This is a genomic window from Isoptericola sp. F-RaC21 (genome assembly GCF_038593535.1).
Classification (GTDB): Bacteria; Actinomycetota; Actinomycetes; order Actinomycetales; family Cellulomonadaceae; genus Isoptericola.
This window is the reverse complement of record NZ_JBCFYX010000003.1, coordinates 614,062-631,625: the sequence shown is the minus strand read 5'-3', so window position 1 is coordinate 631,625 and position 17,564 is coordinate 614,062. Positions and strand designations below refer to the sequence as shown.

Below are 17,564 nucleotides of genomic sequence, written 5' to 3'. Positions count from 1 at the left end.
ACGGCCGCCCCGGGCGGGCACCCTGGAGGTCATGTCGACCTCCTCGGTGCCCGCCCTCGCCGTCTCCGCGCCCGGGGTCGCTCGTGCCTCGGGCGGCGACGTCCGGGTCACCGTGCGCCCCGGCGAGGACGTGCTCCTGCCGGCGGGCCTGCCGTTCGGCGCGTGCCGGGCCGGGCTCGCCGACCTCCTGCGCCGGCCCGAGCTGCGGCACGCCCCGCTGTGCGCCGACGGCGTCGCCCTGTCCGACGACGACGTCGTCGGGGACCGCCCGCTCCTGCGCGGCGCGGTGCTCGGCCTGCGCGACGACCCCCCGCGCGCCGCGCCCGTGCGCCCCGAGGACGCCGTCCTGGACGGGCCGTGGCTCGCCGCCGGTGCCGACAGCGCCCGAGCGGGGACCACCGTCGCGCTCTGGCCCGGCACCCCGGCGACGCTGCCCGACGCCGCGGGCGCGGCGTCGGACGACGGCCTCGTGGTGCGCGTGGACCCGCGCCGCCCGGACCGGGTCACCGTCCGTGCCGCCGGCGTCCGCAGGCGACGGCGCCCGAGGGCGTTGCTCGTGCGCGACGACGGGGCCCGGCGCCGGTCGCGCGCCGTCGGGCGGCTGCCGCGTCGCTGGCACCCGGACCGCCGGCTGGAGGTCCCCGGCCGCACGGGGGCGCGCTCGTGGACCCTGCACCGCTCGGGGACGGTCGCGACCTGGCTCGACGCCGGTCCGGGCCCCGCCGGTGCGGGCGCGCCGTCCGAGGCGTCGGGCCCCGGGGCGGGGATGCTCGCCACCGCCGCCCTGCCCGTCGTCGGCTCGCTCGTGCTGGCGGCGGTGCTGCGGCAGCCGGCGTACGCGTTGTTCTCCCTGCTCGGCGTCGCGACGCTCGTGCCGCAGCTGGTCGCCGCCCGGCGCCGCCGGCGCGCGGGGGCCGGGCCAGCGGCCGCCGGCGAGGCGACCACCGCCGGCCCGGTGCCGCGCAGCACGCCGGCACGCGTGGTGGGCGACTCGCCGGGCCCCCTCCTCGCGCGGCTGGCGGCGGCGCACCGGGCGTCGGACGGGGCGTGGGACGCCGCGTGCGCGCGGGCCGCGGCCCGGGGCCGCACCGCCGGGCGCTCCGCGGGGCTCCCGGCCGCCGGACCGAGCGTCGTGGCCGGCACGGGCGCGGGCTCCGCGGCGGCTCGGGCGGTCGCGGCACTTGTCCCCGACGGCGCGATCGCCGTGGTGGGCTCGCGCGCGGACGTGCTCGCGGCCGCGCGGTCGGTGGTGGTGGACCTCGCGGCGGCCGGGGCGTCCGTCGAGGTCGTCGGGGCGCTCGACGCCTGGTCGTGGTGCCGCTGGCTGCCGGACGAGGGGCCGCCCGTGCTCGTCGTCGACGCGACCGACGCGACCGACCTCGTCACGGCCACGAGCCGACGCGAGGACGTGCTGGCGCGCGCCGGCGCCGTCCTGCTGTGCCTGCCCGAGGGCGCCGCTGTGCCGTCGTGGTGCCGCACCACGTGGCGGCTGCGCGGGGACAAGGTCCGGCGGGCCGCCCCCGACGGCTCCGCGGAGACCGGTCCGCTCGTCGGCGTCGACGCCGGCTGGGCGGAGGGGGCCGCGCGCCTCGTCGCGGGGCTGGCCGGGTTGCGGCGCTCCCTGGGCACGCTCGACCTCGCGGACGCGGCCGCCTCGCCCGGCCCGGGCGGCGCGCCCGACGGTGACGACGACCCGACGGACCCGCGGCTCCCGGCCGCCCTCCCGCTGGTCGACCTGCTCGACGACCCGTCGGACCCCGGCCCGGCGTGGGAGGCCGCCGACGGCTGGGCGGTGCCGCTCGGGCGCGACGCCCGCGGCCGGGCCGTCGTCTTCGACCTGGTGGCGGACGGGCCGCACCTGCTCGTGGCGGGCACCACCGGCGCGGGCAAGTCCGAGCTGCTGCAGTCCCTCGTGCTGGGGCTCGCCGCACGCCGGTCCCCGCGCGACCTCGCGCTCGCGCTCGTCGACTTCAAGGGCGGTGCGTCGTTCGGCGCGTGCGGGGGCCTGCCGCACGTCGTCGGCCAGGTGACCGACCTCGACCCCGGGCTCGCGGGGCGCGCCCTGGCGGGGCTGCGGGCGGAGCTGCGGCGGCGCGAGCACGTCCTCGCCCGGCACGGGGTGGCGGACCTCGCGGCCCTCCCCCCGGGGCTTCCCGACGCCCCGCCCCGGCTCGTCGTGGTCGTGGACGAGTTCCGGGCCCTGGCCGACGACCTGCCGGACTTCCTGCCCGGCCTGCTGCGCGTGGCGGCGCAGGGGCGCTCGCTGGGCGTGCACCTCGTCCTCGCGACGCAGCGGCCCGCGGGGGCGGTGAGCGCCGACGTCCGGGCCAACGTGTCGGCCCGGCTCGCACTGCGGGTCGTGGACGCCGCGGACTCGCTCGACGTGGTCGAGACCGCGGCGGCGGCGCGGATCCCTCCGGGCGCGCCGGGGCGCGCCGTCCTGCGCTGCGGCGCCGCACCCCCGGTGGCGCTCCAGTGCGCGCACGCCGCGGGACGCCCCTCGACGACGGAGGACCGGGTGCGGCGCGCCCCGGCCTGGGGCGTGCCGCCCGCCGTCGCGGGGCCGCTGCCCCGCGCGCACGAGGGCCCGACGGACGGGGGCTCCCTCCCGAGCGTCGTCGACGCGCTCGTCGCCGCCTGCGCGGACGCCGCCACCGAGCGCGGCCTGCGGCCCGGCTCCGCGCCGTGGCTGCCCCCGCTGCCCGAGCGGGTCCACGTCCATGACGTCGACGAGATCGACGGCCTCGGCCCTGCTGACGGATCCCTCGACCTCGCCGCCGGGGACGACGGCGCCGAAGCCCGTCCCGACGACGGGGCGTCGCGGACCCGGCACGACGCGACCGCGCCGGCCGCGAGCCTCCCGCTCGCGCTCGGGGACGACCCCGACCGCCAGCGGCGCGTCGTCGTGGGGTGGGACCCGCGGGCGGGGCACCTGGGCGTCGTGGGTCGAGCCCGCTCCGGCCGGACGACGGCGCTGCTGACGCTGGCGGGCGCGGCGCTGGAGCGCGGCTGGCACGTGCACGTCCTGGCGCCGGCCGCCGCGCTCTCCCGGTTCGCGCCGCTGGAGCGGCACCCCGGTCTGGGCACGGTGGCCGGCCCCGGGTCTCCGAGGCGGGCCGCGCGGCTGCTCCGCCTGCTGGCGGCGGCCCCCGCGCCGGCGCCGACGCTCGTCGTGGTCGACGGCGTCGAGGAGCTGCGGGCGGCGCTCGCCGGTCCGGACCCGTGGGACCCGCTGGTGCGCGCGCTGGCGGCGCCGGGCGTGGCGTTCGCGCTCGCGTCCGACGGGGCGACGCTCGGCGGGCTCGCCGCCCGGGTCGGGCCCCGGCTCGTGCTGCTCGGGCGAGAGGCGCACGCGGACGTGATCCTCGGGTCCCCGTCCGAGCTGGCGGGCCGCGGCGGCCCACCGGGCCGGGCCGCGTGGCTCGCCCAGGAGCAGGTGCTGTGCCAGGTCCTGCTCCCGGGCGGGCCGCCCCGTCCCGGCGCCGGAAGACGTTCCGCGCCGCCCACCGCTCCCCCGGTGACCGTCCGCCCGCTGCCCGAGACCGTCGACGAGCGCGAGCTCGGCGGCTCGCCACGAGGCCGCGCGCGCCATCTCGTCACCGTCTCCGCGGGCGGCGAGACCGCAGGGGGCGACGCCCCGGGCATCGACAGCACCGGCATCGAGAGCGACGGAGCCGACGACGGGCCGCTGCTCGTCCCGGTCGGCATCGGGGGCGACGCGGCGAGGCCGGTCGCGCTCGACGTCGCGGGCGGCGCCCTGGTCACCGGGCCGCGCGCCAGCGGCCGCACCACGGTGCTGCGCCTCGTCGCCCGCCGGCTGGCGGCGGCGGGCCGGCTGGCCGCGGTGGTCTCGCGCGACGCCGCGCTGCGGCAGGAGGCCGGCGACGTGCCGGCGGTGCAGCCCTCGCCGTCGGCCCTGGGCGCGATGCTGTCGGGCCTGTCGTCGCCGTCGGCGGGACCGGTCGCCGATCGCCCCCGGGTGCTCGTCGTGGACGACCTGGACGGCCTGGCCCAGCAGCACCCGCTCGAGGCCGACCGGATCGCGGCGCTCACCGACGAGCCCGACCTCGTGCTCGTGGCGTCGGCGACGTCGACGGGGACGGTGCTGGCGCACCGGGGCGCTCTCGCCGAGCTGCGCGCACGGCGCACCGGGGTGGTGCTGCACCCGGGCGAGCGCGGGGCCGACGACCTGCTGGGCGTGCCCCTGGCGGACGCGGTCGACCCGGGGCCGGCGCGGGAGGGGCGCGGCGCGCTCGTGCAGGACGGGCGCGTGGTGGCGGTGCAGGTGGCGCAGCCCGCGGCGGGCGGCGGCGCGGGCCCGGCCGGCGCGGTGTCAGCCGGAGGTCGACTCGACGACCCGACGCGTCATGACCGCGACGAGCACCGCCGCCGCCACGACCAGCAGGCCGAGTCCGGCGAGCACCGCCCAGGCCACCCCGGCGGTCAGCAGGCTGACGCCGACGAGGCCCTGCATGATCTGCCACACCACGATCGGCGCGCGCCCGCTGCGGCGGCCCGCCCACAGGGCCCGGCAGGACCCCACGAGCAGCCAGGCGAGCCCGAGGAAGAAGAGCACGAGGAAGACGCTCACGGCTACGCTGTTGGAGGCGCCGCGGACAAGCTCGACCCCGACCATCCCGGCCGCGCCCACGAGGAGCACGGCCTCGACCACCACTCCCGCGGCGACGACCGTCAGACCCGGCGGGCGGGACCCCTCCGGACCGTCGTCGGTACCGGACGAGGGGGTGACAGGAGCGCGCATGACACGTCAGAATACGTGCGACCTGCGGTTTCACGACAGTGTGATGAAGCACTCACGCTTCATGCCCGAGAAACTTTCACGTAACCCCTTGTGCGGCGCTTCACGAGGTGTGACGCTGGACGGCAGATCAACCCCCACCCACCGGACCCGGTTTGGCGCGCCCGCGCGCGCCCCTTCGACGGACCAGGTCCCCCTGACCGAGGAGATGACATGGACTGGCGCCACAAGGCCGCCTGCCTCGACGAGGACCCTGAGCTCTTCTTCCCCATCGGCAACACCGGCCCCGCGCTCCTGCAGATCGAGGAGGCCAAGGCCGTCTGCCGTCGCTGCGACGTCGTCGACACGTGCCTCAAGTGGGCCATCGAGTCCGGCCAGGACGCCGGCGTCTGGGGCGGCATGAGCGAGGACGAGCGCCGGGCGCTCAAGCGCCGCACCGCGCGCGCCCGCCGCGCCGGCTGACGCCTCCGCCGCGAGAGAAGGGGACGGTCCGCACCTGGTGCGGACCGTCCCCTTCTCTGTCTGGGCGAGTCGCCCCTCTACTTCGGCACGGACTGGCCGTCGCGCAGCTCCAGCTCGAGCACGACCTGCGTGCCTCCGCCGTCGCGCGCCTCCCAGTCGATGGTGCCGCCCAGCTCGTTCGTCACGAGGGTCTGCACGATCTGCGACCCCAGGCCGCTGCGCGACGCGCGCCCCAGCGTGGCGATGCCCTCCGGCATCCCCACGCCGTCGTCGGCCACGACCACGCGCATCGACGCCCCGTCGCGCTGCACGTCGATCTCGACGTTGCCCGACTCGCGCCCGGGGAAGCCGTGCTCGACGGCGTTCGTCACCAGCTCGGTGAGGACCAGCGCGAGCGGCGTGGCGTCCTGCGCCGGCACCATGCCGAACGACCCGGTCTGCCGGGTGCGCACCTGCGTGCGCGTCGAGGCGACGTCGGCGGCGAGCCGCAGCGCGCGGCTCAGCATGTCGTCGAGCTCGACGTGCTCGTCCAGGGTCTGCGAGAGGGACTCGTGCACCATCGAGATGGTCGCGACCCGCCGCATCGCCTCCTCCAGCGCCGCCCGCGCCTCGGGCACGTCCATCCGGCGCGCCTGCAGGCGCAGCAGCGCGGCCACGGTGGCGAGGTTGTTCTTCACGCGGTGGTGGATCTCGCGGATCGTCGCGTCCTTGGTCATGAGCTCGCGCTCGCGCCGGCGCAGCTCCGACACGTCGCGGCACAGGAGCACGGCGCCGATGCGCTGCCCGTGGTCCGTGAGCGGCAGCGCGCGCAGGGACAGGGCCACCCCCTTGGCCTCGATGTCGGTGCGCCACGGCGCGCGCCCCATGACGACGAGGGGCAGCGACTCGTCGACCGTGTCCTGGTGCTGCACGATGTCGGCGGTCACCTCGACGAGCGACTGCCCGACCAGCGGCCCGATGACGCCGAGCCGGTGGAAGCACGACAGCGCGTTCGGGCTGGCGTACAGCACCTCGCCCTCGGAGTTGAGCCGGATCAGCCCGTCGCCGACGCGCGGGGCGCCGCGGCGGGGCCCGGTGGCGGCGTTGGTGGCGGGGTACTCGCCGCGCGCGATCATCGCGAGGATGTCGTCGGCGGACTCGACGTAGTTCAGCTCGAGGCGGCTGGGCGTGCGCCCGGAGCCGAGGTTGGTCTGGCGGGCGACGACGGCGATCGGACGGCCCTCGTGCACCACGGGCACGGCCTCCTCGCGCACGGCGTAGGCGCCGAACCAGCGCGGCTCGCGGGAGCGCTGCGCCCGTACCTCCGTCATGGCCGCCGCGAGCTGCGGGCGCTGCCCGTCGGGGGCGAACGACCCGACGATGTCGTCGTAGTGCACGGTGGCACCCGTGGACGGCCGGCACTGGGCGAGCGCGACGAAGCCACCGTCGGACGTCGGGAGCCACAGCACCAGGTCGGCGAAGGCGAGGTCTGACACGAGCTGCCAGTCGCCCACGAGGAGGTGCAACCACTCGGCGTCTCCCTCGGAGAGGTCGGTGTTCTGGGCGATGAGGTCACTCATGGCGGACACGCCCACCAGCCTACGGGCGCTTCCGCTCCCGGCCGGCGTCGGTAGGGTGACCTCGTGCACCTGACCGTGGAGCTGACGTACGCGGCGGACGCCGACGCCGTCGTGGCGATGCTCGCCGACGAGGCGTTCATCCGCTGGCGTGCGCTGCGCGGCCCGGGCGGCCGCGTCGAGCAGGCCGACGTGACCGGCAGCCCGGCCGACGGCTTCACCATCGCCGTGCGGCGCACGCTGCCCACCGACCTCATCCCCGCCCAGGTGCGGCCGTTCGTCGGCGACCACCTGGAGGTGCGGCAGGCGGAGGTGTGGGAAGCGCCCTCGGGCGGCCGGCGCACCGGCACCATCGCGGTCGAGATCGCCGGTGCGCCGGTGCGCGTGACCGGGACGGTCCGGCTGGAGCCGACGCCCGACGGCGGCACCCGGCAGGTCTACGACGGCGAGGTCCGCGCCACGGTGCCGCTCTTCGGCGCCGCGGTGGCGGAGGCGGCCGCGCGAGCGGTCCGGTCGACCCTCGAGGCGGAGGGCGCGGCCGGCCAGGAGTGGCTCGCCACACCGGGTGAAGACCGGTAACGATCCGGACACGCGTCTGCGGCTCAGCTCGCTGACCTGCGACGACGCCACCGCATTCATCACGGAACGGCATCGGCGCCCGCGACGGGCTTGACTTTCGTCACCATCGACGGCGAGCATCATGACCTGGCTGTGGGAGCGCTACCACCATGGAGGTGGGAGCGCTACCAACCCTCCATCTCGCATGCCCGACCCAGACAAGGGAGTCACCGTGCTCAGCAGCACTCGACCCACCCGCCGGACCCGCCGCGTCGTCGCGGCGACCGCCGGCGTCGCGACCCTCGCCCTCGCCCTGACCGCCTGCGGCGGCTCGGACGGCGACGACACCGCCTCCGGCGACGAGAAGATCACCCTGACCGTCGCCACGTTCAACCAGTTCGGCTACACCGACGAGCTCCTCGCGAGGTACACCGAGGACCACCCGAACATCACCGTCAAGCAGGTCAAGGCCGCCACCGCCGACGACGCGCTCGCCAACCTGCAGACCAAGCTCGCCGCGGGCGGCGCGGGCCTGGCGGACGTCGAGGCCGTCGACGTCGACTGGTTCCCCAAGATGGTGCTGCAGTACCCCGACCTCTTCGAGGACCTCAGCGACCCGGAGCTCGACGGCCGCTGGCTCGACTGGAAGGTCGAGCAGGCCACGACACCCGACGGCAAGCTCCTCGGCTACGGCACCGACATCGGCCCCTCGGCGATCTGCTACCGCGCCGACCTGTTCGAGAAGGCCGGCCTGCCCAGCGACCCCGACAAGGTCGCCGAGCTGCTCGGCGGCGACGACGCCACCTGGGACGACTACCTCGAGGTGGGCAAGAAGTTCACGGCCAAGTCGGACGCGGCGTGGTACGACAGCTCGCAGCCCTTGTTCCAGTCGATGATCAACCAGCTCGAGGCCCCGTACGAGGACCCCGAGTCGGGTGAGCCGAAGGACCTGAAGTCCAACAAGGAGGTCCGGGACGTCTACGACACGGTCACCCAGGCCTCGGCCGACGGCCTGTCCGCCGGCTTCAAGCAGTGGGAGGAGGACTGGAACGCGAGCTTCCAGAAGGACGCCTTCGCCACCCAGATCTGCCCGCCGTGGATGACCGGCCCGATCGAGGGCAACTCCGGAGGGGTCGACGGCTGGAACGTCGCCGACGTCCTCCCCGGCGGCGGGAGCAACTGGGGCGGCTCGTTCCTCACCGTGCCGGCCTCGGGCGAGCACACCGCGGAGGCCAAGGAGCTCGCGGCCTGGCTGACGAACCCCGAGAACCAGACCGCAGCCTTCGAGGAGGCCGGGACCTTCCCGTCGCAGGTCGACGCGCAGGCCTCTGACGCCGTGCAGTCCTACACCAACTCGTTCTTCAACGACGCTCCGGTCGGCAAGATCTTCACCAAGCGCGCCGAGCAGCTGAAGACGATGCCGTTCAAGGGCACGCACTTCTTCGACTTCCAGGACGCCCTCATGGACGCCACCCTGAACGTCGACCGTGGTGAGGACCCGCAGGCGGCCTGGGACAAGGCCGTCCAGACGGCCAACGCCTCCGCCGGGTCGTGACCCCGCTGACCTGCAGGTGACCAGTTCCGGGGGCGCGGCCGCCGCGCCCCCGGAACCGGTCACGTCCGGCCGGTGCCCCCGCATCGGTCTCCCGCCCCTACCGGTCATCCCCCCGTGCCCGGCGACCTCCAGGAAGAGCTGATGGCAGTCTTGTCACCCCCACAGTCCGCGGCCCGCCACGGCGGGAGACCGCAGCGTCCCCCCCGACGGCTGGGATTCTCCCGGCGCCTGAGCCGGTGGGACGTCAAGCTCTCCCCCTACCTGTACATCTCCCCGTTCTTCGTGATCTTCGCGATCACTGGACTCGTCCCGCTCCTGTACACGGCGTACGTGTCGCTGTACGACTGGAGCCTGCTGGGCGGGCAGGGCGACTTCGTCGGGCTGGCGAACTTCACCACCGTGCTGGGCGAGGAGAACTTCTGGAAGTCGCTCGTCAACACGTTCTCGATCTTCGTCCTCTCGTCCGTGCCGCAGGTGATCCTCGCGATCACCATCGCCGCGCTCCTCGACCAGAACCTGCGGGCCGCGACCTTCTGGCGGATGGGCGTGCTCGTCCCGTACGTCGTCGCTCCCGTCGCGGTGTCGATGATCTTCGGTCGCATGTTCGCCGACCAGTACGGGCTCATCAACACGATGCTGGGATCGCTGGGCATCGACCCGATCGCCTGGCACAGCGACCGGCTCGCCAGCCACGTCGCGATCGCCACGATGGTGAACTTCCGCTGGGTCGGCTATAATGCGCTGATCTTCCTGGCCGCGATGCAGGCCGTCCCGCGTGAGCTCTACGAGGCCGCCGTCCTCGACGGCGCCGGTCGGTTCCGCCAGTTCTTCTCCGTCACCGTCCCGCAGATCCGCGCCACGATCATCTTCGTCGTCATCACCTCCACGATCGGCGGCCTGCAGATCTTCGACGAGGTCCGGATGTTCGACTCCGACGGCCTCGGGGGCCCGAACCGCGACTGGATGACCACCGTCGTCTACCTGTACGACATCGCCTGGGGCAACCAGGGCAGCCTCGGAAAGGCGTCCGCGGTCGCCTGGCTGCTGTTCCTCATCATCGTGTGCATCGGCTTCGTCAACTTCGTCGTCACCCGGCGGATCTCGACCTCGGACGGGCACAAGACCAAGCTCGACCGTCGCGAACGCCGGGCAGCCCTCGCCCGCGCCAAGGCTGCCGGCGCGCGGACCAACACCTCGGGAGTGAACCGATGACCTCCGTCGCCGTCACCGCTCAGACCGCGGGCAAGCGCGCCGCCGTCCAGGCCGCGAGACGCCGGACCCGGCGCAGCGCCGGTGGCCTCCAGCGCCGCCCGGGATGGGTCACCTACACCCTGCTCGGCATCGCGCTGCTGATCTCGATCTTCCCGCTGTACTTCACCCTGCTCCTGGGGTCGTCCGACTCCGTGACGATCTCGAAGAGCGCGATACCGCAGTGGCTGCCCGATGCGAGCATCTTCGAGCGCTTCCGCGACGTCATCGAGTCGACGTCGGTCAACTTCTGGACCGCGCTGGCGAACTCGCTCGTCATCTCGGTCGTGACGTCGCTGTCGGTGGTGCTGTTCTCCACGCTGGCCGGCTACTCCTTCGCCAAGCTGCGCTTCCGGGGCCGCGGCCCGCTGCTGGTGTTCACCATCGCGACGATGGCCGTGCCCACGCAGCTCGGCGTCATCCCGCTGTACATCCTCATGTCGGACATCGGCTGGGTCGGCAAGATCCAGGCCGTGATCCTGCCCGCGATGATCGCGGCGTTCGGCGTCTTCTGGATGACGCAGTACCTCTCCGAGGCGCTGCCCTACGAGCTCATCGAGGCGGCCCGCGTCGACGGGGCGTCGATGATCCGCACCTTCTGGTCGGTCGCGCTGCCCGCCGCACGCCCGGCGGCGTTCATGCTCGGCCTGTTCTGGTTCGTGCAGCAGTGGACGATGTACTTCTGGCCCTCCATCGTCCTGAACAACACCAACCCGACGCTCACCCTGGCCGTGAAGGCGCTGCAGTCCAACTACTTCGTCGACTACTCGCTCGTGATGGGCGGCATCTTCCTCGTGACGCTGCCCCTCCTGCTGCTGTTCGTGGTCGTCGGCAAGCAGCTCGTCGCAGGAATCATGTCCGGCGCCGTCAAGGGCTGAGCGCGAGCCTGCCTCGCACGTCGACACGCCTACGCAGCCGCCTGACCGTGCGGCTGCGAGGCCCGAAACCTGATGGAAAGATCCGAATCCATGACCCTCCCCACCCCCGGCGCGCGCCGGGCGGCCCCCGGCACGGCTGTGCCGTTCACGCCCACCGCACCCCTCACGAGCTCCCCGCACGCCACCGGGGCGGTCACGTTCCCCGACGGCTTCCTCTGGGGCACCGCCACGGCCGCCTTCCAGATCGAGGGCGCGTCGACCGAGGGCGGCCGCGAGGACTCGATCTGGGACGCCTTCTGCCGCATCCCGGGCGCCGTGGTGAACGGCGACGACGGGTCCGTCGCCGACGACCACTACCACCGCTACCGCGAGGACGTGGCGCTCATGCGGCGCCTGAACCTCGACGCGTACCGGTTCTCGACGTCGTGGGCCCGGGTGGTGCCCGACGGCAAGACCGTGAACCAGGAGGGCCTGGACTTCTACTCGCGCCTGGTCGACGAGCTCCTCGCCGCCGACGTGCTGCCCTGGCTGACGCTGTACCACTGGGACCTGCCGCAGGCGCTCGAGGAGCTCGGCGGGTGGCCCAACCGCGACACCGCGGCGCGATTCGTCGACTACGCCGTGACGATGCACGAGGCGCTCGGCGACCGGGTCAAGGTGTGGACCACGCTCAACGAGCCGTGGTGCTCCGCGTTCCTCGGCTACACGGCCGGCGCGCACGCCCCCGGCCGGAAGTCCCCGGCCGACGGGCTCACCGCCGCCCACCACCTCATGCTCGCCCACGGCGAGGCGGTGCGGGCGCTGCGCGATCGGGACCCCGAGGCGGTGCTCGGCCTCACGCTCAACTTCACGGTCTCCGACCCGGTCGACCCGACGGACCCGGCGGACGTCGACGCCGCGCGCCGCGACGACGGCATGTTCAACCGCTTCTTCCTCGACCCGATCCTGCGCGGCGCGTACCCGCAGGACCTGCTCGACGACGTCGCGCACCTCGGGTTCGCCGACGTCGTGCGCGACGGGGACCTCGAGGCCATCTCCACGCCGATCGACGTGCTCGGCGTCAACTACTACAACGGCGGCGCGGTCTCCGCCACGCCGCAGGGCCCGGCCGGAGAGGCGCCCGCGGGCACGGCCGACCCGGGCGGCGAGCGCGCCGACGCCGCCGTGTGGGAGACCCGCTCCCCCAACCCGGTGCCGGACGGCATCCACCACCACAACCGCGGCCTCCCGCTCACGGACATGGGCTGGGAGGTGCAGCCCGAGGGCCTGACCCGCCTGCTGACCCGGCTGCAGCGCGACTACACCGGACCCCGCGGCACGTCGATGTTCGTCACCGAGAACGGCGCCGCGTACCCGGACGTCGTGCAGGCCGACGGCAGCGTCGACGACCCGGACCGTCTCGCGTTCGTCGACGCGCACCTGCGCGCCGTCCGCGACGCGATCGATGCCGGCGCGGACGTGCGCGGCTACTTCGCGTGGTCGCTCATGGACAACTTCGAGTGGGCCCTCGGCTACTCCAAGCGCTTCGGCCTGGTCCGGGTGGACTACGAGACGCAAGCGCGCACCGTGAAGTCCTCCGGCCGCTGGTACGCCGAGGTCGCCCGCACGGGCGTCGTGCCGGCGCGCGGCGCCGGGACCGGCGGCTCGGCCGCGGACGCAGAGTAGTCTCCGCACGTGGTCATCGAGCACGCCAGCCCCACGCTGGACGACGTCGCCCGGGCCGCGGGGGTCTCGCGGTCCACGGCCTCGCGCGCCATCAACGGCGGCGACCGGGTGTCGCCCGAGGCCCAGACCGCGGTGGACGACGCCGTCGCCCGCCTCGGGTACGCGCCGAACCGGGCGGCCCGCTCGCTGGTCACCCGCCGCACCGACTCGATCGCCCTCGTGGTGCCCGAGCCCGACGCCCGCATCCTCACCGACCCGTTCCTCGCGGGCGTGCTGCGCGGCGTGAGCGAGGGGCTGACGGGCACGGAGCTGCAGCTCGTGCTGCTGCTCGCCCGCCCCGGCGAGCCGCCGGGCCACATCGCGCGCTACCTGCGGTCCGGGCACGTGGACGGCGTCATCGTGGCGTCGCACCACAAGGAGGACCAGCTCGAGTCCGAGCTGACCCACTCGCACCTGCCCGCCGTGTTCGTCGGCCGCCCGTTCGACACGGAGTCGCTGCACTTCGTCGACGTGGACAACGCCGCGGGCGGGCGCACGGCCACCCAGCGCCTCGTGGACCGCGGCTGCACCCGCGTCGCCACCATCACCGGCCCGCCCGACATGACCGCGGCCGTCGACCGTCAGGACGCCTGGCGGCACACGCTCGAGGATGCCGGGCTGCCGGCCGTCGCCGTGGAGAACGGCGACTTCACGGTGGCCGGCGGGGCCGACGCGATGGCACGCATCCTCGCGCGGCACCCCGACGTCGACGGCGTCTTCGCGGCGTCGGACCTCATGGCCACGGGCGCGCTGCAGGTGCTGCGCGAGTCCGGCCGGCGGGTGCCCGACGACGTCGCGGTGGTCGGCTTCGACGCCCTCGGCGCGGAGCGGACGACGCCGCGGCTGACGACCGTGCTGCAGCCCGTCGTCGAGATGGTCACGGCCGCGACGGCGACGCTGCTCGACGTCCTCGCCGGCGACGACGTGCCCGTCAGGCCGCAGATCTTCGTGCCACGGCTCGTCGAGGGCGAGTCGGCCTGACGCTCGCTACGGTCGCCCCATGAGCGAGGCGCCCACGGTCCAGACCTTCACCACGACCCTGCTCGCGACCGGCGGCAACAACGTCGGCCTGCCCGTGCCGGACGACGTCGTCGCGGCGTTCGGGCGCGGCCGGCGGGTTCCCGTCGGCTGACCGCCGTCCCGCCCCGGGACGCGCGACGGCGGCCCGTCAGAGTGTCCTGACGGGCCGCCGTGGCGTGTCGGGCGTGCGCGGTCAGTCGCGACGCGGGGTGTCGTCGTCGACGCCGACGGCCGTCTGCAGGGCCTCGCGGTAGTCGACGGCGAGCTGGTCGGGGTTCTTGCCCAGCTGCGAGTTGCGGTAGCTGTAGCCGAAGTAGATCGCGAACCCGAGCGCGAGCCACACGAGGAACCGCAGCCAGGTCTCGACGTCCAGCTGGAGCATCAGCCACAGGCACAGGACGCCCGAGACGATCGGCAGCACGGGCGACCACGGCACCTTGAAGTGGTCGGCGCTGGCCTCGCCGCCGCCGGCCTTGAGCTGACGACGGCGCAGGATCGGGACGCCGAAGCTCACCAGCACGAACGCCGACAGGGTGCCGATGTTCACCATGTTGCCGAGCACGTCGACGGAGAAGAAGCAGGTCACGATCACGAGCAGCACGGCGGTGCCGACCTGGATCGTCACCGGGGTGCCGCGCTTCTCGGACGTCTTGGACATGCCGCGCGGCAGCAGGCCGTCACGGCTCATCGCGAACACGATGCGGGTCAGGCCGAGCATGAGCACCATGACCACGGTGGTCAGGCCCACGAGGATGCCGACCGTGATCACCTGGGTGGCCCACGCCGGGGCGTTCGGCTGCAGCTGGAACGCGGTGATGATCGTCGCGGACGCGCCGCCGTCGGGCGTGGCGTCGCGCAGCTGCTGCGGGGTGGCCATGCCAGACAGCGCGATCGAGACGGCGATGTAGAGGCCGGTGCAGATCGCGAGGCCGCCCAGGATGCCGCGCGGCACGTTCCGGCGGGGGTTCTTGGTCTCCTCCGCCGCGGTGGCGACGACGTCGAACCCGATGAAGGCGAAGAACACCGTGCCGGCGCCCGCGAGGATGCCCATGACGCCGCCCACGGAGAGCTCGGCGCCGGCCATCCACGAGAAGAGGGTCTGGGTCATCGTGGTGCCGTGCGTCGTGGACTCGCCGAACGACTCCGGGCTCGGCACGAACGGGCTCAGGTTCGACGCGCTGAAGAACGCGAAGCCCACCACGATGATGAGCAGCACGATGGCGACCTTGATGGCCGTGAGGACGCCCGTGACGCGGGTCGAGAGCTTGGTGCCGACCGCGAGGAGGGTGGCGAGCACGGCGATGAGGATCGCGGTGCCCCAGTCGAAGGAGACGCCCCCGAGGTGCACGGTGTTGTGGATGCCGGACGCGACGCCCTCGGCGTCCACGCCGCCCAGACCGAACACGTTGAGGAAGTTGTCGAAGTACAGCCCCCACGCCTTCGCGACGACGGACGCGGCGAAGAACATCTCGAGGATGAGGTCCCAGCCGATGATCCAGGCGAGCAGCTCGCCCATCGACGCGTACGAGAACGTGTACGCGGAGCCGGCCACCGGCATGTACGAGGCGAACTCGGCGTAGCACAGCGCCGCCAGCGCGCAGACGACGCCGGCGATGACGAACGAGATCACGACGGACGGCCCCGTCTGGGTCGCCGAGACCTGGGCGGCCTTGGAGAAGATGCCGGCGCCGATGACGACGGAGATGCCCAGGACCACGAGGTCCCAGGCTCCGAGGGTGCGCTTGAGCTGGCGCTGGGGCTCGTCGGACACCGCGATCGTCGCTTCGATCGAGCGTCTCCGCATGAGCTGCATCGTTGAGGCTCCTTACTGGAGTGGTCTGTACCACCGGGTCTCGGCGGCTGGGAGACCCTACACGACGCTACGACATCGGTGAACGGGGCGTTCAGCGGGGCCGATCCGAGCGGGACCGCACCGCCGGTCGGTCCGCGTCGTGCGCCGAGATCCAGGCGTCCACGCGCTCCCACTGGTCGAAGAGCCACAGCTCGCGCCCCTCGACGTCCGGGGGCAGGTCCGCGACCCGCGTGAGTTCCCCGCCCAGGACGATCTCCTTGTCCATGGGCAGCTCGCGCCAGATGTCCCGCACGGTGACGAGCCGGTCCAGCCCGGTGTGCGCGACGACCAGCACCGCGGCATCGGCCGGCACGGCGCCGAGCGCGGACAGGAACCCGCCGGCGTGCGGCACCATGACGTGCGGCATCCGTTCGGCGCGGGCCGCCAGCGCGTCCTTGCCGCGGGCCCGCAGCGTCGCGATCCGGTGCGCGCGGCGCTTCGGCGTCACGTTGCCGCCCTCGGGGAACAACACGAGCGCCCCGTCGGGGCCCAGGTCGGCGGAGATCCGCGCGATGGTCTCGGCCGCACCGGGCTGACCCGGCCGCCGCCGCGACAGCGGGGTGACGAACGCCGCGGGCAGCCGGTTCAGGAGGACGTCGACCGCCGGGTCCCACTGCAGGGTGTCCTTGAGGACGATGGCGGGCGTACGGCGCGCGCGGCCGAGCAGGGTGTCGACCAGGATGAACGAGTCCCCCGGCCCGGCGTGCCGGCTGAGCACGAGGACGGGCGCGTCGGGCAGCGTCGCGCCGGTCGGGACGTCCACGACGATCCGCAGCCGCAGCGTCCAGCGCACCTGCCAGAACAGGACCGCCAGCGCCCACCGCGCGACGGCGACGTGCGACCGCTGCACCCACGGCCGGTCCATCGCCAGCCCGAACCCGGACGCCACCCAGAGCGCGAACAGCACCACCAGGGCGGCCGCGTCCCACAGCACGTAGAACGACGCCATCCACAGCAGGCGCAGCACCCGCAGCCGCCCCGGCAGCAGCCAGGTCAGCGCGGCCCCGACGACCAGGGCGAGCATGATCGACGTGGGCACCAGCAGCACCGCCGCCAGCACCACGAGGGGCGCCAGCACGACCCGCCGGACCCACCGCGGCGGGGGCGCGATCACGGCCGTCCCGCCTCGTGGGGCGGCAGGGCGGCGAGGTAGTCCCGCGCGGCGGTGTACGACTGCTCGATGCGTGCCGCGGTGGAGTCCATGCGCCGGAACGCGCCGAGCTTCTCGTCCCCCGGCAGCGCGCCGCCGGAGGGCAGCACGTGCACGGTCGCGACCTGGCGCGCCTCCTCCAGCTCCCGGAAGTAGCGGTGCCGCCGGGCGATCTCGAAGCTCACGCGCGCGACGTCGGACGGCTTGGCGGGCACCGCGAGCGGCTCCTCGACCCGGCCCACCTGCAGCACGTACACGGTGGTCGCGCCGCGGCGGACGGCCTCGCCGAGCGGGATGGAGTTCACCATGCCGCCGTCCACGAAGTGCTCGCCCCCGATCTCGGTCGGCGGCAGCGCGCCCGGCACCGACGCCGAGGCGAGCACCGCCTCGACCAGCGGCCCGGAGTCGAACCAGTGCTCCGACGCCCGCTCGATGCTCGCCGCGACGACGACGAGGGGCACCTCGAGGTCCTCGAAGGTGGTGTGCTCGCCCAGCGTGCCGGCGATGAGCCGCCGCAGCGCGGCGGGGTCGTACAGGTGCGTGCGCGAGCGGGCGAGCCGCGTGAGCTGGCGGTACCACGGCTCGCCGTAGACCTCGTCCGCCGTCGACGACGCCCAGGCCGCGCCCAGCGTGTCGACGACGGCGATGCTCGGGTCCGCGGCCACCGCCGCGCCGTTGATCGCCCCGATCGACGTCCCGACCACGAGGTCGGGCGTGACGCCCGACTCGAACAGCGCCTGCAGCATGCCCACCTCGACCGCGCCGCGCACACCGCCGCCGCCGAGCACGAACGCCACCGTCATGGCCGCGATCGTGCCACGC

13 protein-coding genes are annotated in these 17,564 nt (G+C 74.4%); 9 read left to right on the top strand and 4 right to left on the bottom strand.

The genetic code is table 11. The annotated features are described in order from the left end of the window. Positions 1-31 precede the first annotated feature (31 nt). Positions 32-4,846 (top strand): FtsK/SpoIIIE domain-containing protein, encoded by a 4,815-nt coding sequence (locus tag AAG589_RS13445; RefSeq protein ID WP_430567746.1) that lies wholly within the window; start codon positions 32-34, stop codon positions 4,844-4,846. A gap of 126 nt (positions 4,847-4,972) precedes the next feature. Further along, positions 4,973-5,221 (top strand): WhiB family transcriptional regulator, encoded by a 249-nt coding sequence (locus AAG589_RS13440; protein WP_166849954.1) that lies wholly within the window; start codon positions 4,973-4,975, stop codon positions 5,219-5,221. 77 nt (positions 5,222-5,298) lie between these two features. Here AAG589_RS13440 and AAG589_RS13435 read toward each other — a convergent pair whose 3' ends face one another. Beyond that, entirely contained in the window at positions 5,299-6,780 is a 1,482-nt protein-coding gene (locus AAG589_RS13435) for a sensor histidine kinase (protein WP_430568033.1), read from the bottom strand. A 63-nt stretch (positions 6,781-6,843) separates the two neighbouring features. Here AAG589_RS13435 and AAG589_RS13430 point away from each other — a divergent pair, with 63 nt between their 5' ends. The 7 genes from AAG589_RS13430 (at position 6,844) to AAG589_RS13400 (ending at position 13,852) form a co-directional block, all read left to right on the top strand. Further along, entirely contained in the window at positions 6,844-7,356 is a 513-nt protein-coding gene (locus tag AAG589_RS13430; protein ID WP_430567745.1) for a DUF2505 domain-containing protein, read from the top strand. A gap of 184 nt (positions 7,357-7,540) precedes the next feature. Beyond that, positions 7,541-8,890 (top strand): ABC transporter substrate-binding protein, encoded by a 1,350-nt coding sequence (locus AAG589_RS13425; protein WP_430567744.1) that lies wholly within the window; start codon positions 7,541-7,543, stop codon positions 8,888-8,890. A gap of 141 nt (positions 8,891-9,031) precedes the next feature. Then, complete coding sequence (locus AAG589_RS13420; protein WP_430567743.1) at positions 9,032-10,102, top strand: carbohydrate ABC transporter permease; 1,071 nt, start codon at positions 9,032-9,034, stop codon at positions 10,100-10,102. Next, on the top strand, positions 10,099-11,016 hold the full coding sequence (locus tag AAG589_RS13415; RefSeq protein WP_430567742.1) for a carbohydrate ABC transporter permease: 918 nt from the start codon (positions 10,099-10,101) through the stop codon (positions 11,014-11,016). The genes AAG589_RS13420 and AAG589_RS13415 overlap by 4 nt, the downstream gene beginning before the upstream one ends. 90 nt (positions 11,017-11,106) lie before the next feature. Next, a complete protein-coding gene (locus tag AAG589_RS13410; RefSeq protein ID WP_430567741.1) occupies positions 11,107-12,681 on the top strand; it encodes a glycoside hydrolase family 1 protein in 1,575 nt (524 codons plus the stop codon). A 9-nt stretch (positions 12,682-12,690) separates the two neighbouring features. Beyond that, entirely contained in the window at positions 12,691-13,701 is a 1,011-nt protein-coding gene (locus AAG589_RS13405; RefSeq protein ID WP_430567740.1) for a LacI family DNA-binding transcriptional regulator, read from the top strand. A gap of 19 nt (positions 13,702-13,720) precedes the next feature. Then, complete coding sequence (locus tag AAG589_RS13400; protein WP_430567739.1) at positions 13,721-13,852, top strand: hypothetical protein; 132 nt, start codon at positions 13,721-13,723, stop codon at positions 13,850-13,852. 81 nt (positions 13,853-13,933) lie between these two features. On the opposite strand, the gene AAG589_RS13395 is transcribed toward AAG589_RS13400, so the two are convergent. The 3 genes from AAG589_RS13395 to AAG589_RS13385 form a co-directional block, all read right to left on the bottom strand. Beyond that, positions 13,934-15,544 (bottom strand): APC family permease, encoded by a 1,611-nt coding sequence (locus AAG589_RS13395; protein WP_430567738.1) that lies wholly within the window; start codon positions 15,542-15,544, stop codon positions 13,934-13,936. A gap of 100 nt (positions 15,545-15,644) precedes the next feature. Next, positions 15,645-16,706 (bottom strand): 1-acyl-sn-glycerol-3-phosphate acyltransferase, encoded by a 1,062-nt coding sequence (locus AAG589_RS13390; protein WP_430567737.1) that lies wholly within the window; start codon positions 16,704-16,706, stop codon positions 15,645-15,647. Then, entirely contained in the window at positions 16,703-17,545 is an 843-nt protein-coding gene (locus AAG589_RS13385; RefSeq protein ID WP_430567736.1) for a patatin-like phospholipase family protein, read from the bottom strand. Before AAG589_RS13385 ends, AAG589_RS13390 begins: the two co-directional genes overlap by 4 nt. Positions 17,546-17,564 lie beyond the last annotated feature (19 nt).